Here is a 15178-nt window from a genome sequence, read left to right as displayed (position 1 = left end):
CAAGAATGTTCACGTCAAATCCGGCTCATTCGAACCGTCTCTATACTTAGCCAGAACCGCCTGAACGGAGGATTCCCATGCGCTACGCCTTCAAGTTGAAAAATGGTGCCATGGTCCTTTTCGACCCCGATACCGCCTTGCTTTCCATCACGACGCTGCATGGCGATGTTCAAAGTTCCACGATTGGCCGGGCTGAATCCCGTCTCCTGGACCTGCTGCTGATGGAGCCCGGCCAGACCAAGAGCCGTGATGAGATCATCGACTACACCTGGAATGACCGCGTCGTCGCCTCCGGCAGTTTGAATCAGGCCGTTTTTTCCCTTAGAAACCTGCTTAATGACAGTCGGGATCATGAGATTCTGATGACGGTTCCTCGACGAGGTTATTGTTTCAACCGTCAGTATGTCGTCGATGCACAGACAGACTTGCTCGCACCAGAAGAGCAAGCCATGCCACCTTCTGCGCCCGTTATTGAAGAGCTTGTTGCGCCAGCCGAAGATGAGCCTGTCCCGCCACCTTCTGGCAAAACCACACAATCGACTTACATGACCAAGGCCCTGTCAGTCGCTTATGTCCTGACCTTGGGCGTCTGCGCATTTGCCGGTTTCCACTCCGATTTCGACACACGGAAAGTAGAAGTCTCCAGCCTCAAACAGAACGACCTGACGATCCATGCAGTAGGCAATAGCGTCGCTGAAGCTGAATCGCTGAGGGATCTTTCGGCTAGACAGGTTCAACAGGCTTCGCTGAACTTGAAAGGTCAGGTTTGGCTGAATCTGTTTAAATCAAACTACTCCGTTTCATGCGTTCGGCCAGATGAAAGCACCGTAAATCTTCAACTGAATAGCGATCAAAAAGACCTCGCATTGATGATCCGGCAATGTCTGGAGACAACCCTATGAAGTCAATTCCGCCCATTGCGCACTGGACAGTGCTTGCAATCATCAATGCCGTTTGTATTTTCTCCCTGTTTTATTCGCCGTCCTATTACATGGAAAATACCAGTTATCAAACCATCACCCGTCAATGGCTGGAAGATTTGAACCAGCTCAATACCGAAGAGTATCTGACCATCGGGCATGCTCGACTGACGCAAACCACTCTGGAAAGCCTGAACGGAAAAATTCGTAACGCCACTATTACCGCGGACATCATTCGCGAAAGCAAACATCACGTTCAGATAAAAATAAGCAATGTCAAACTTAGCCAGGACTCCGAACTGTTTGCCATTGAAAAAACGCCTGATCTTTTTTTCCGACGCCAATATGTTCTGCAAGAAGGTGCCGTGCTGAACTACGAGCTCATCCCTACCAATGACAAAAGCACCGTGTGTTTTTACGTGCACGATCTTGGCCGTCTGCGCTGCATGAATCACTGAGTCTGCTGAAACCAGGTCAAACAATAAAAATAATAATTACTAATTTGTATCAGCCGTTCTCCCCCTTCAAAGTCCCTCCTCTAGCGTTCCGGAGCCGTATCAGTTGTCGCTCAGCGCACAACGGCTCCAGGCTTACCCGAAAACATACATTTTTGCGAGCCGTCATACCGATGATGACCCAGTTGCTGGCAGTCCTGTCTCTAGCCGCATTGCCGTTTCATTCAGTGGCACACGATGAATACTCCAACGGCAGCACCGAGATCGATTTCTATTTAATAGAATTGAGTCCGAATGAAAAACTAAAAATATCGCACCTGCAGATTTACTCCGAGAATGAGTCTCAGGACGACGAAGGGGCAAATGACAATTCCTTACCTTCTCCGCCACAACACGTTATCAACGACGCCCCTTCTCTGATCCCACTATAGTCATTGCTTTTCGCTTGACTGCCTGACCTTGGGCAATATGAGTTTTTGACTTTAATCAGCATCGCCGGTGCGTGATCATCCACAGGCCGAGCCGTGAGCATCATGCGGCTGGCACCAGGCCCTGACTGAATAATCACTAACAAGGAAAGCACGTCAATGCAGCTAAAAAACTTCGCAACCGTTTCGTTTGGTGTATTGCTTTCTCTCAAGGCCATGGCCTATGACAAGCAAGTTTACAGTGCCGAGATGACGCGTGTTGAAAGCAACAAGAAGACGCTCGACGATGAACACGCTCGTTACAAGATTTGCACAGATTATCGAGTCGAAGATTATTTTGCCTTTGATGCCGCCGCCATCGGCCCGGCCAGTGAAACATCGGCCATTTTTGGGTCAAAAATAGCGCCGTGTAAACTTCAGAGCCTGGTGGATACCCCCCTGAGTGACGCGTACGTTTTTTCCGCGGCGCTGGAGCTTATGCCGGCACTGCCTGGCGCCGTCCATTTTGCTGAAGAGCCTTCAATCCCATGAACATCCCTGATGAAGTCTTTCATGTAACCGCTACTCCTGCGGACAACGCCAATATCACCATTGGCCGATGGGAGATAAACCTCATGACATCAGAACATGAGGCGAACATTCGACAGCACAAGCTCATGCATAGCCCCAGAGTGCAATGCAGTCGGCTGGAGTTTGATTCGGCTGTCACTCTGATCAGCTCTGTGCCTCATGGCTGTGTCAGCTTTGCCATTTCACGGACGTCCGTTGGACGCCCCATCGTCAATGATCATGAATTGCGCCCCAACGAAATCATCGCGCTGCATAGCGATGAACCTGTGCATTACACCTGCGAGCCGAATGAAACGCTGTTTACCCTGACCACGACGCTGGAACACTATGCCCAGTGCCTGGACAATCATCCCGCGATCGACGTACTGGCCAATCGAAAGGAACAGCGCTTTCAGGTGGCCAATTTCAAATCGATACAAGCTGCCATTCAAGCGATCAGCGCTTACGCAATCGACATCAAAACCCCTTCTTCAAAACAGCGTGACAGCTCGAAAGCGTCAGGTATTGAAAGTGCACTGCTGACTTCATTGCTGCGGGCTCTGACGCCGGTTGGACGCTCCGCGCTTAAAACCCCGACCAGAAGAAGAGTCGCGATAGAAGCCATTGAATACATTCACGGCAATGCAAAAAAAGCGTTGTGCATGAAAGCGCTGGTCAAACAACTCAGAACGACGACTCGCACCTTGCACCATGGTTTCGTCGAAACGTTCGGCGTGACGCCAATTGCCTACATTAGAAATGTAAGGCTTGCTAATGTTCGCCGAGACTTGATCCGCAACACCTGGCCAACAGTCACCGAAACGGCTATGTATTGGAACTTCCATCACCTGAGCAGGTTTTCCAAGGCGTACCACGATGCTTATGGGGAAGTGCCCTCGGAAACCGCCCGGCGCCACTCAACAAAGCTCCAGCGTCGATAAGCGCCAGATCCAAAAATAACAATCATTAATTTTTCTTCGCCACATCCAATGGCCAACCTTGCTTATTTCTCACTCGAGGGGACAAGCATGCGCTATCGATTGAATTCATTACCGCTCAAACAAAAGATCTTCTTTTGCCTGGCTGCGTATTTAGGTGGTGTCGCGTTAGCCTGGCTGATTGACGGCTTATAACGCACATCAAATATCAATCATTGATTTCTATCAACCATCGCGCCCCGCCAAATTCTTAGCGTTCACCTCACCACCGACAATCTGTAGAAGGACTTCACCTCACATGTTATTTCGAAACCTTGGCTTCGTTTCGCTGCTTTCGTTACTGTCTTTTCAGGCACTCGCAGATGACAAAGGTTTGTATCTTGGCGCTGGCGTCAGCAGCATTGAAACCGACAAATCCCAGCTGAGCGATGACGACACCAGTTATAAGGTTTATGCAGGCTATCGTCTAAACAGTTATCTGGCGTTCGAAGGCGCCTTTGTTGATCTCGGCCAATTCGAGGACAAGGATCTTGATTTCGATGGCAAGTCAGTTCAGGCCGCAGCCCATATTGGATTTCCTATAGGCGATCGCGTGCGAGTGTTCGGCAGTGTCGGTGCTCATGCTTGGGATGCTGACGGTAATGCCAGCGATGACGACACTGGCGTTGACCTGACTTACGGTGCCGGCGTGGAATTTGATGTATTTCGCAACATTGGTATCCGTGCCGAATATGAAGTTCTGCAAGTCGGCGAAATCGATCTGAATCAAACAACGGCCTCTGCTTACATCCTCTGGTAATACGCACTTGCATTGAGCGGCCGTGTGGGTCGCTCAATTCAAATCCTCGAAACCCTCTTCCTTACCAAGAAGCCGATGATTGACTACGAACTTTTAAGTGACGCCGAGCGAGCGGCAATCAACGCCGCCGTCCAGGGCCCGGATTTGCCACTTCAAACAGCCTTGATCGTCGATGACGACGATGCCACACGCGAGTTGCTGGCCGAAATCCTTCAGGTCAATGGCATCGCCTGCGTGACAGCTGACAGCGTCGCAGAGGCTTTGTGTTTGTTGGAAATCGACAGTTCGATCGGGATGGTGATCACAGACTTGCATATGCATCCGCTGGGTGGCTTGACGTTGATTCGCGAGATCCGCAAGTCGGAGTGGGCGGATCTGCCCGTTGTGATCGTTTCCGGAGATGCAGAGGTTCGAGACGCCATTGAGGCCATGCATTTGAATGTGGTCGATTTTCTGTTGAAGCCTATTGATGCATACGAGCTGATCAACCTGGTTCAGTTGGAACTGGGCCTCAAAACCTTGAAGGGATCACTGCTACGCTGATTACTCAATGGCGATCAGGGAAAGAGCGATACGAGACCGCTTGATGGTCGAACACCCGCAGATCAACCTCGACAGATGACTCTATGAAAGACACCATTCGCTACGCCGAATACTTGCATAAGATCGGAGCGGGTCGCCGCGAAATACCCATGCGCGAACTGGTATCCGCACCGGTTCGCGATGCCGATGGCCACTGGCGGGCCGCCCCTCACACAGCAGTGAAATTACAGGGAGGCGAAATCGCCGCCATCCTCAAGCCTTATCTCAATGTCCGTCTGATGGAGCAGCTTCGCGCCGTGGTGCCGTTGGCCCTGTACCTGGTGTTGTTTCAGATCATCATCCTGCGCCAGTTGGTCGAGGACTCGTTGCTTGTCACCGCCGGCCTGTTCGCCGTCATCGTCGGGCTGATGCTGTTCATGGAAGGCCTGAAACTCGGCCTGATGCCGTTCGGCGAAATCATCGGCAGCAACCTTCCGCGCAAGTTATCGCTGCCAGTAGTATTGCTGGTGACCCTGCTGCTGGGTATCGGGGTGACGTTCGCCGAGCCCGCCATTGGCGCGCTGCGCGCTGCCGGGCAGAACGTTTCTGCAGAGCGCGCGCCTTACCTCTGGGCGATCCTCAATCAGTGGACCCGCGCACTGGTTCTGGTGGTGGGGGCCAGCGTCGGCCTGGCCGCTGTCATCGGCACGCTTCGCTTCCTCTACGGCTGGAGCCTGAAGCCGCTGATCTATTTATCACTCGCGCCCGTTCTGCTGTTGACCGTGTACATGAGCAGTGATCCTGAGCTGGCAAAGATTATCGGCCTGGCCTGGGATGCCGGCGCGGTCACCACAGGACCGGTCACTGTCCCGCTGGTGCTGGCGTTGGGCATCGGTATCGCGGCGGCTGCCGGCAAGGGCGGTTCCGGGCTGTCCGGGTTCGGTATTGTCACCCTCGCCTCATTGTTTCCCGTCATCGGCGTCATGCTGCTGGGCCTGTACGTGTCGGCCATCTCTTCGCCGGCAGACATCATCGCCGCAGCGCAGGCTGCGGCCATCGCCGGACAAACGACGGCTGACTGGCACACGGTCAGCCCCGGACTGGAGATCGTTTCCGGGCTGCGGGCCATCGTGCCACTGGTGATATTCCTGCTGATCGTCCTGAGACTGCTGCTGCGCCAAAGCCTGCCACGGCGCGGCGAGATCTTCCTCGGCATCGCCCTGACCGTGGTGGGCATGTGCCTGTTCAATCTCGGCCTGACCTACGGTCTGTCGAAGCTGGGAGGAAGCGCAGGTTCGCTGATTCCGGCAGCCTTCATGCAGACGCCGGGTGCGGACGATTCCCCGCTCTACCGGTATGAGGTGGGGTTGGTATTGGCCCTCGTGTTCGCCTGGGTGCTTGGGTACGGGGCGACCGTCGCCGAACCCGCGCTGAACGCGCTCGGCGTTACCGCCGAGACGCTGACTAACGGTTTTATCCGCAAGCGCAGCCTTATACGTGCGGTATCGATAGGTGTCGCCTGCGGCATTGCCGTGGGTGTGGCCAAGCTGGTGTTCGGCCTGCCACTGGTCTGGCTGGTGGTGCCGCCCTACCTGTTGGCGGTGGTACTGACGATTTTCTCAACCGAAGAGTTCGTCAACGTGGCCTGGGACAGCGCGGGTGTCACCACCGGGCCCATCACCGTTCCGCTCGTTCTGGCGATGGGGCTGGGGCTGGGCAATGCGACCAACGCCGTCGAAGGTTTCGGCATTCTTTGCATGGCCTCCGTCGGCCCGGTCATCAGCGTCATGCTCCTCGGACAATGGGCGCGTTTCCAGTTGTGGAGACAGACAAAGGCCGCCGCAGAACAACCTGCGAAGCAATTAATGGGCACGGGAGAAGCAGGATGAAAGCGCAAGGAATTACCTACCTCACTGACGTTGCACTGATCACCTGCATAGTCCCCGTCGGGCGCGCGGATCTTGTAATCCGTGCGGCCCAGGGCATGGGCGCGCCAGGCGCCATTGTCTACCACGCCAACGGGATTGGCCCTCGCGAGCGTCTCGGCCTGCTCAGCATCGCCATCGATGCCGAGAAGGAAGTGGTGAGCCTGCTGGTCGCTGCCGACTACCAGGACGCGGTACTCGAGGCGATCTATCACGCGGCCAATTTGAATGTTCCCGGTGCTGGAATGATTTATGCGACCCCCGTGGAAAAAGTGGCGACCTACATTCCCCGCGAGATGCTGAAACAGGAGAATGCCTCGTGAGTCTGGCGGTCGCGGGAGTACCAGGTGGGGCTGCAAAACTCATTACCTGCGTGTTGCCCGACGATGGCACGGAGCGCAGGCTGCTGCAGCTATTGCGAGAGAAACATGGCATTACGCGCGCGGACAGCGTTCATTGCCGTGGAGTGGCCGTTTTACAGGCTGCCAAAGCTCCCCCCGACGAAGTGCCGGAGGCGGTTCTCACCCGGGTGGTTAATGTGGTGGTGGATGTAACTCAGGCAGAAGAGGTGTTCGACTTTATCTGTGTGAACGCCAGGCTGTCCGAGCCTGGCAGAGGGTTGATGTATATGGTGGGGTTGAATTTCGCTACTGCAGTGGCGATGCCTGAGGGGGTGACGGACGAGCAGGAGGGGAGATAAAGGGTAGGACGCGATGGTTTGATTCCAAATCGGCCCCTTGGCCTTGTGATCAATGGGTCTACATAAGGCCCACAGCCCGTCAGCGAGAACAGGTAACGGCATGAGCACCGCCCCATCGCCGGCAGCCTTTTCGGTCGTGATTCTCGGATTGTTAGCACGGACGTTGCTCGGCATCCTTCGCGGCGAGTTGCGCACCCTCACCGGTGATCTTACTGCGCACTGAAAGCTGGAAAGCATGCTGATCAGGGCTTTAAGATTTTCTTCAGTGAGGCGCAGTGACTAAAACGAGAAATGCCCCGCAAGCGTAGACCAGCGGAGCATTTCTTTTTGTTTATAAGCCCGGCTTGGGCGCAGGCAAACAAGGGTGTTCACGCCAGACGATGGATCAGCGTGGGTGAAGATTCTCTAGTCAGTATTGAATGATGGCCCGCGCAGGGAGCGCGGGCCGGTATCCAATGCAGCGCATAAGCAGGACCTATGCATTGTGAGTGCGAGATTCACAAGCGCAGAAACGCCAGAGAGGTTGTTATCTCGGGCGGATATCTCGTTGGCAGTTATTGCGCGCAGTTGGCCGTGGGAGAGCCGAGGCATATGGCGTGAATGACGATTATTTGGCATTGCACAGCCAAAAATAAACAATCAATAGCATTAGCTGCCAAAACCTTGCGTATTTTTAGCTCATTACGCAACCACCTGCCCCACCCCTGCGCCCTACACTTTCATCTCCCTAATCAGTCACCGAGCTGCTCCAAGATGGAAGATTTAGCGCTGTATCTCTTAGCCCTCTCAATGATCTTTTTGATGCCTGGCCCCGATATGATCCTGCTCCTGCAAACCGGTGCGAGACAGGGCCGAACTGCGGCGCTGGCAACAGCCTTGGGTCTTGCCATTGCCCGAGCCTGCCACGTAGCACTGACTGCAATGGGACTGGCAACATTATTCAAAATCCTGCCTTGGACGTTCGACGTCGTAAAATATGCAGGGGCTGCTTATCTACTCTGGATTGGACTACAAATGTTCAAAACCAGTGGTGAAAGCTCTTGCGCAACCGAAGACAACCATCTGACACCCCCCTCCTTGAGAGCGGCTGTTCGGCGTGGACTACTGACCAACTTGCTTAACCCGAAGGCACTATTGTTCTGCTCGGTTTTGCTGCCTCAGTTCCTGGATCCCAATCGATCTTCGGTTTGGGAGCAGTTGGCAGTGCTAGGTGCGGTGCTGGTTATCACGGGCCTTGCCTTCGATTCTGTGTATGCAACGGCAAGTGCGTGGGTAGGTCGCTGGTTGGAGCGAAATGCCAAGGCGCAGCGGATTCAGCAATGGCTATTCGGCACGCTGCTAATCGGGTTCGCTGTGCGTTTGGCGTTCATTCAGCAAGGCTGAGGAAACACCCATCTGGAGAAGATGACGTGCCGCCTGCCTGAAGGTCGAGTTCTCCAGGCAGTCGACAAGTGCGACTGATTATTTTCCTCCGGAAAGATACTCAATTTTCAAAGATCCCAGAGGACTTCATCATGAACAAGTTACTGATGAAAACAATTGTTTAAGTGCAAACGCTTACGCAGGAGTGTTGGACATCAACGATGTACAGCAATCGTCCGCATATTTCTGTTCAGTCAATGGTGAAACGTCCGATTACATGGACCGAGCGTTGGGATCTCTTGGGCGGCAACGTCAAGTTGTCCTCGCAGTTCGACAATACAATGCGCTTAAAACATTACTCAAAGGCACGGATTTGCGGGTCGTAGTGCCTGATTACGGAGCCAGAGCGATGACTCGAACTAAGTCCGACAAAGGCGGCTGCTTAATATCCTGATCAACAATGGCGCCTACCCATGTCTTATTGTTGCTTTACTTGGTTGTGGATATGTTGAGACTTCTATCTTTCATGTTCAGCCAAGAGAAAATTGTACGCACTTTAGATTGATCCAATATAACCATTGAATCGTTACTCCTTCTTATTCTTGGACGGCCTTCAACGAGCCATCTACCATCGGCCTTCGAAATCCACCCACACCCCAAACACCGGAACTTGCCTATGAAAGCGCTCATCGAGGGTTTCATCAAGTTTCAAAAAGAAGTATTTCCGGAGCGAACCGACCTCTTCAAATACCTTGCCACGACTCAAAATCCAAAAGTTTTATTTATAACGTGTTCGGACAGTAGAGTTATTCCGGAATTGCTGACACAGCAGGAGCCAGGAGAACTATTCGTTATTCGTAACGCTGGAAATATAGTGCCGTCCTGTGGACCACAACCTGGCGGTGTGACGGCCTCTGTCGAATACGCGGTTGCGGTACTTGGCGTTGAAGATATCGTCATCTGCGGGCACTCCGATTGCGGGGCAATGACCGCCGTTTCAAGTGAAAAGCGTCAGGCTCGCTATAGAGCAAACAAAATTGAACCTGCATGGCTGGGTCTATGACATAGAAACCGGGTCAATTGACACGCTTGACAGAAAGACAAATACGTTCGTGTCACTCGCAGAGTTCCCTGAAACAAAGGCATAACCTCAGCAACTGCTATCGGACACCTGGGAAACCTATCGGGAGTAAAAATCATGGCTGACTCTGACACTCGTCCACCGCTACCTCCTTTCACTCGTGAGACGGCGATCCTCAAAGTCCGTCTTGCCGAAGATGGCTGGAACACACGGGATGCGGAAAAGGTTTCTCTCGCCTATACGCCTGATACCAAATGGCGAAATCGTGTCGACTTCGCAACAAATCGCGCGGAGGCCGCAGCGTTCTTGACCAGAAAATGGAACAAGGAACTGGATTATCGACTGATCAAAGAACTGTGGGCGTTCACCGATAATCGCATCGCTGTGCGGTACGCGTATGAATGGCATGACGACTCGGGTAATTGGTTTCGCTCCTACGGTAACGAAAACTGGGAGTTCGCTGAAAACGGTCTGATGGCGCACCGTTTTGCCTGCATCAACGATATGCCAATCAAAGAGTCAGAGCGAAAATTCCGTTGGCCACTCGGCCGTCGTCCTGACGATCATCCTGGCCTTTCTGATTTGGGTCTTTAATCTGCACCTTCTCGACCAAGGTAAACAGGGACGTTTCGTCGTCAGTAGCCAGATCTGCATCTGGTATTTACCTCACCGCAACTCTGGGAATCGAGGTTGAGCCGATCTAGGCAAAGACTACTGTGCGAGGTTGTTCCCCAATGCCGCCCATTTGACTGCCAGCAATTTCGCGACGGTCTCTGGCAGTTCGGCGAACCACTCCTGGAGCGGACGCACGATTGGCGTTTGAGGTTCTTCTCTCACAGCATCCGTCGTCCATACAACACCATAGCGGGAAAGTATCTCAACCATCTCGCTACGTAGAACAGTGGTGTGTTTAGCCGCGTCAGCCAGCTCGCGGAAAGCCGATTCAACCACTCCAGGCCACAACACAATTCCTACCGTGCTTGGGCACGCACCCTGCTGATGGATTCGGTGCGCGGTACCGGCATGAAGCTTTACCGCGTCGCCTTCTTTGAGCAACGCAATTCGTTGTCGACCCGAACGAACTTCCAATGCGCCACTGAGCGCCACCACCAGTTTCGTCTCATGGCGATGCATCAACGGCAAATTGTGGGCATTGACCGGCAATACAAAGCGCATCGCCGTGCCCGCACCTCCCGTGGTCGCCTGCGGTACGTCGATCCACACGGGATAACCATTGGGTACCAGCAGCAACATCTCAGACGTTTTCACGCTCATGTCCTCCGTAGCCACAATGCATAGGTCCTGCTTATGCGCTGCATTGGATATCGGTCTTGGACGCTATTGGTGAATCGGCAGAACATTGCTTCACACCCAAGCGACATCCACCCGGCAACATCCACTCAGTGACACCCGACAGGAGATCCACCATGCAACAGTCTCACGCTTACAACGACACCAGCCTGCAACTGACCGCCGAAATTCTGGACGCAAAAGCCAACAAAGGTCTGTCCTTTGCCGACCTGGCGGAAGGCACCGGCCTGGGCCTGGCTTATGTCACCGCAGCCCTGCTCGGTCAACACCCACTGCCAGAAAGCGCAGCGAAAGTGATTGGCCAAAAACTGGACCTGGACGCCGACTCGGTCGCCCGCCTGCAAGTCATCCCGCTGCGCGGCAGCCTGTCGGGCGTCCCGACTGATCCGACCATTTACCGCTTCTACGAAATGATCCAGATCTACGGCACCACCCTGAAGTCCCTGGTTCATGAGCAATTTGGCGACGGCATCATCAGCGCGATCAACTTCAAGCTGGACATGAAAAAAGTCGAAGACCCAGAAGGCGGCCACCGCGCAGTGATCACCCTCGACGGCAAGTTCCTGCCACTGCGTCCTTTCTAAGGATGCAAATGAAACTGTAATTCGGCCCGCAGCCACTGCGGGCCTGCTTCAAAAAATTTACTTAACCAACTTATTGAACACCAACTTTGACTGGAGGATTCGTCATGAAAAAAATTCTGTTTCTCGCCTTGTCCCTGACGGCCTCGCTGTCAGCCTATGCACAGGAAACTGTGGTCACGCCGGATGCCGTTCCCTACGCATACGGCATGCACCTGGATATCGCCAAGGTAGTCAACATCTCCCCTGCGGCGGATGTATGCGGTCCAACCCCAGTGCAAATGACTTACAAAGATTCGCACGGTGGTACCCATATTCTGGAATACAGCGTGATCGGTGCCGGCTGCACCAACTGATCGTCATCCATCACTTAGCAATCAATCAGAGGTACACATTATGAAGGCGCTCATCGACGGTTTTCTGAAGTTCCAAAAGGACGCATTTCCACAACGGACTGATCTGTTCAAACACCTGGCCACTACCCAGCATCCAGGTACGTTGTTCATCACTTGCTCCGATAGCCGCGTTGTACCTGAACTGCTGACCCAGCAAGAACCTGGCGAACTGTTCGTGATCCGTAACGCCGGAAACATCGTGCCGTCCTACAGCCCGCATCCTGGTGGTGTGTCGGCAACAGTCGAATATGCAGTCGCTGTGCTCGGCGTCACCGACATCGTGATCTGCGGTCACTCCGATTGCGGTGCCATGACCGCTGTTGCCAAGTGCAAATGCATGGATCACCTGCCCGCTGTCGCTGGCTGGTTGCAACATTCCGAGTCAGCGAAAGTCATCAACGAATCGCGCCCTCATGCAAATGAAGCCGCCAAGGTGAGTTCGATGGTCCGGGAAAACGTCATCGCTCAGCTGGCCAATATTCAAACTCATCCGAGCGTGCGCCTGGCTCAGGAAAAGGGTCTGCTGAATCTTCATGGTTGGGTTTACGACATCGGAACCGGTTCAGTCGATGCGCTGGATGCCGACAACAAAACGTTCAAATCACTGGCCAAGCACCCGACCACCGTTGCCGTGCATGCCCGCCCTGCAAAAGCCGTTGCTTGATCACCAAAACTATTTACGGAGTCCTCAACATGCATGAAGTCACTGTGTACACCACCAGCACCTGCCCCTACTGCCGTGCTGCCAAGAAGCTGCTTAATGCCAAAGGCATTCGCTATACCGAAATCGACGTACAGTCCGCACCGGTGAGGAATGAAATGGTTAGCCGAAGTGGGCGCCGCACTGTCCCACAGATCTTTTTCGGTAATCACCACATAGGCGGGTTCGACGACCTGGCTCAACTTGAAAGCGAAGGCGGTATCGACGAAGCGCTCAGCCCACGTTTGGTGGGATGAGCGGTCGATGGCACCCACATTACAAATCCAGCACAAGGGGGGCATCGCCCTCCTTGGCTTGTGCAGGTACAGCGCAGCAAATCAGCACTTCCCCTTCGGCCGGCATCTCAGCTGGCAAATTCAGATAGTGCACTTGCCCACTGATCAGTTTGGTACGGCAAGTTCCGCACGATCCACCCCGACAACTAAAGTCCGGATTCAGACCACGGCTTTCAGCTAACTCCAGCAGGCTTCCGCCACCTGGCTCCCAACGTGCCTCTTTAGACGATCCTGCAAACAACACTTTGACCGGGCTGCTTGCCGCTGGCACTTGCTCGACTGCTGGAGTCAATTGATCCCGCTGACGGACCAACGTCGACGGGCCAAAAGTCTCCGCGTGTATACGATCATCGCCAATGCGCAATTCGCGTAATCCGTCATACAGCGCCTGGGTAAATGGCCCAGGTCCACACAGGTAAAAATCATAATCGTCCAAGGGCAACAACGCCTTGAGTAACTCGACGTCGATGCGTCCAGCCATTTCATAGTGTTCGCCTACGCGTGCATGAGGCTCTGGTTGACTGAGTACTCGTAAGGCACGGATTTTATCTTTGGCGCGAACTGCCAATTCATACAATTCGTCACGAAACCCAAGTTCAGACAAAGTGCGCGCACTTTGAATAAACCAAGTGGGACGTGTGCGCCGGATACGCTCCCCTTGATAGATCACCTCACGTAGCATCGAGAGCATGGGCGTTATTCCGACCCCTGCTGCCAAGAGCACCAAGGGCCGATGCTCATCGGCATGAACGGTGAAACGCCCCTGCGGTGCACGGGCCTCAATCAGATCGCCTACCTGAACGCGGTCATGCAAATGCGACGAAACCACCCCGTCACGCTTGACGCTGATGCGGAAAAAACTGTCGGAGGGTGCGCCCGACAAACTGTAAGTTCTGACCAAAGGTGGCTCGCCTTCGGCCACGCAAATACGCACCGGCAAGTGCTGGCCAGCCTCAAAGCGCGGCAAGCCTGCACCATCGTCAGGTTCAAAGTAAAAGGATCGAATTGAACTGCTTTCATCAACAATGCGGGTTACCCGTAATTGCCGCCATTTGTCGCGTAAGGCATCAGCCTGCAAACGTCCCGCGGTTTGCTCCCAACTACCCGTCATCAGACTGTTGGGTGAAAAGCCCTCAAACTGCCAACGTAGCGCCAAAACCGCGTGACGTCGAACCACCTGTTCAACAGTCAGCGTCCATAGCCGTTCTGCTCCCTGGAATGCCCCGATCTCCGGGCTGTCGAGAATGATTTCGGTGCGTCCAGCGACTTGCAGTACATCGCCAGTTTCAAAATCGATGAACACTAGCCCAGCGCGTGGATTGAGTAAAAAATTGCCCAAGGTATTGAAGTGCAGGTTGCCAGCGAAATCGGGAATCGTCAGAACGTTGCCTTCAATTCTGACGAAGCCCGGGTTGCCTCCCCTGTGAGAAACATCCACTGAACGCTTGCCGTCCTGGTCCAGGTAGCTCGCAACAAAAAACGTATCAGCCTTGTTGATCGTCTCCTTTGCGGCCTCATCAAGTTCATTGAGATGCTCGGCGACGGTGTTGTGGGAAACGTGCCCCAGACTGACGGGCTCGACACTGCGTAGTTGGATGTACTGCGGGCAATTACCGAAACTGTGAACGACAGAAATGGCAAAACCGCCAGGCGAGGCGGTGCTGATGTTGCCATTCATACGATTTCGCCTTCGAGTCTTCAGGTCGATACCCAATACCCCGACAGCGTCCCCCTTTTTCAGTCCCGACTTAACCGGGTCACCGTCCGCAGGCAGGCAGTCGATTTGAAGCACACGCGGATCGGGAGAATGGGCAAAGCCTGGGGAGCCTTCAACAAGTGTTGCCCAAGGAGTGCCGTTCTCATCGACAGCCCCCAAAATCAAATAAGGGAGTTGGCTATAGAACAGTCGATGTTGGTCTGGCATAAAGTCGCGTACGACCCTGCGCCCGTTTGCCTCCATGACCTGCGCGACGCCAACACTTTCTTGCAACTGCCGTTCGCCTGCATGCCAGGGTGATTCCCCCAGCCCGTCTGTCTGACTCATGATCACCTCTACGTATTCACATTCGTAAACAGGTGCATTTCACTCGCCGTTCAGCGAGGAAAGATGTTTCTCGGCGGCGGGTCAAACTCGCGCTTACCGGTGATCATCAACTCAACGTTTCGCACGCCCACGGCCTGCAAATACTTCGCGGGCTCGAAGGCTTGAAAGGGCC

The 15178-nt window shown here is 53.9% G+C and carries 18 protein-coding genes and 1 pseudogene; 17 read left to right on the top strand and 2 right to left on the bottom strand.

Annotation, left to right across the window (positions count from 1 at the left end; all coding sequences use genetic code 11):
- Positions 1-77 precede the first annotated feature (77 nt).
- From NL116_RS11365 to NL116_RS11305, 13 genes and pseudogenes are all read left to right on the top strand, one after another.
- The gene (locus NL116_RS11365; RefSeq protein ID WP_494377221.1) at positions 78-902 is read left to right on the top strand and encodes a winged helix-turn-helix domain-containing protein; all 825 of its coding nucleotides are present in this window, start codon (positions 78-80) and stop codon (positions 900-902) included.
- A complete protein-coding gene (locus NL116_RS11360) occupies positions 899-1378 on the top strand; it encodes a hypothetical protein (RefSeq protein WP_494377220.1) in 480 nt (159 codons plus the stop codon). The genes NL116_RS11365 and NL116_RS11360 overlap by 4 nt, the downstream gene beginning before the upstream one ends.
- A gap of 584 nt (positions 1379-1962) precedes the next feature.
- A complete protein-coding gene (locus NL116_RS11355; RefSeq protein WP_494377219.1) occupies positions 1963-2334 on the top strand; it encodes a hypothetical protein in 372 nt (123 codons plus the stop codon).
- Positions 2331-3293 (top strand): helix-turn-helix domain-containing protein, encoded by a 963-nt coding sequence (locus tag NL116_RS11350; protein ID WP_494377218.1) that lies wholly within the window; start codon positions 2331-2333, stop codon positions 3291-3293. The genes NL116_RS11355 and NL116_RS11350 overlap by 4 nt, the downstream gene beginning before the upstream one ends.
- Positions 3294-3588: 295 nt before the next feature.
- Positions 3589-4089 carry an outer membrane beta-barrel protein gene (locus NL116_RS11345; protein ID WP_494377217.1) on the top strand — a complete coding sequence of 167 codons (501 nt, stop codon included), beginning with the start codon at positions 3589-3591 and terminating at the stop codon, positions 4087-4089.
- Between the two features lie 75 nt (positions 4090-4164).
- The gene (locus NL116_RS11340; protein ID WP_494378046.1) at positions 4165-4632 is read left to right on the top strand and encodes a response regulator; all 468 of its coding nucleotides are present in this window, start codon (positions 4165-4167) and stop codon (positions 4630-4632) included.
- Between the two features lie 83 nt (positions 4633-4715).
- Complete coding sequence (locus tag NL116_RS11335; protein WP_494377216.1) at positions 4716-6500, top strand: DUF1538 domain-containing protein; 1785 nt, start codon at positions 4716-4718, stop codon at positions 6498-6500.
- On the top strand, positions 6497-6859 hold the full coding sequence (locus NL116_RS11330) for a P-II family nitrogen regulator (RefSeq protein WP_494377215.1): 363 nt from the start codon (positions 6497-6499) through the stop codon (positions 6857-6859). Before NL116_RS11335 ends, NL116_RS11330 begins: the two co-directional genes overlap by 4 nt.
- Complete coding sequence (locus NL116_RS11325; protein ID WP_494377214.1) at positions 6856-7236, top strand: hypothetical protein; 381 nt, start codon at positions 6856-6858, stop codon at positions 7234-7236. Before NL116_RS11330 ends, NL116_RS11325 begins: the two co-directional genes overlap by 4 nt.
- Before the next feature lie 100 nt (positions 7237-7336).
- Complete coding sequence (locus NL116_RS11320) at positions 7337-7459, top strand: hypothetical protein (RefSeq protein WP_494377213.1); 123 nt, start codon at positions 7337-7339, stop codon at positions 7457-7459.
- 530 nt (positions 7460-7989) lie between these two features.
- Positions 7990-8619 carry a LysE family translocator gene (locus NL116_RS11315; RefSeq protein ID WP_494378045.1) on the top strand — a complete coding sequence of 210 codons (630 nt, stop codon included), beginning with the start codon at positions 7990-7992 and terminating at the stop codon, positions 8617-8619.
- 655 nt (positions 8620-9274) lie between these two features.
- Positions 9275-9746 (top strand): annotated as a pseudogene (locus tag NL116_RS11310) (carbonic anhydrase).
- A 50-nt stretch (positions 9747-9796) separates the two neighbouring features.
- Entirely contained in the window at positions 9797-10273 is a 477-nt protein-coding gene (locus NL116_RS11305) for a nuclear transport factor 2 family protein (RefSeq protein WP_494377212.1), read from the top strand.
- 117 nt (positions 10274-10390) lie between these two features.
- Here the strand turns inward: NL116_RS11305 and NL116_RS11300 are convergent, their stop codons facing one another.
- Positions 10391-10948: a cupin domain-containing protein gene (locus NL116_RS11300; protein WP_494377211.1), complete on the bottom strand. Its 558-nt coding sequence runs from the start codon at positions 10946-10948 to the stop codon at positions 10391-10393.
- Between the two features lie 158 nt (positions 10949-11106).
- Between NL116_RS11300 and cynS the strand changes: the two genes are divergently transcribed.
- The 4 genes from cynS to grxC all read left to right on the top strand — a co-directional run bounded on the left by cynS (position 11107) and on the right by grxC (position 12923).
- On the top strand, positions 11107-11574 hold the full coding sequence (gene cynS / locus NL116_RS11295) for a cyanase (RefSeq protein WP_123434455.1): 468 nt from the start codon (positions 11107-11109) through the stop codon (positions 11572-11574).
- Between the two features lie 104 nt (positions 11575-11678).
- Positions 11679-11927 (top strand): DUF2790 domain-containing protein, encoded by a 249-nt coding sequence (locus NL116_RS11290; protein ID WP_494377210.1) that lies wholly within the window; start codon positions 11679-11681, stop codon positions 11925-11927.
- Positions 11928-11967: 40 nt separating this feature from the next.
- Positions 11968-12630 (top strand): carbonic anhydrase, encoded by a 663-nt coding sequence (locus NL116_RS11285; protein WP_494378044.1) that lies wholly within the window; start codon positions 11968-11970, stop codon positions 12628-12630.
- 29 nt (positions 12631-12659) lie between these two features.
- Positions 12660-12923 (top strand): glutaredoxin 3, encoded by a 264-nt coding sequence (grxC, locus tag NL116_RS11280; RefSeq protein WP_494377209.1) that lies wholly within the window; start codon positions 12660-12662, stop codon positions 12921-12923.
- Between the two features lie 19 nt (positions 12924-12942).
- On the opposite strand, the gene NL116_RS11275 is transcribed toward grxC, so the two are convergent.
- Positions 12943-14988 carry a 2Fe-2S iron-sulfur cluster-binding protein gene (locus tag NL116_RS11275; RefSeq protein ID WP_494378043.1) on the bottom strand — a complete coding sequence of 682 codons (2046 nt, stop codon included), beginning with the start codon at positions 14986-14988 and terminating at the stop codon, positions 12943-12945.
- Between the last annotated feature and the right edge of the window lie 190 nt (positions 14989-15178).

The organism is Pseudomonas sp. FBCC-B1667, from assembly GCF_059133255.1.
The sequence above is the reverse complement of the archived record's forward strand: the minus strand, read 5'-3'. Positions and strand labels throughout refer to the sequence as shown.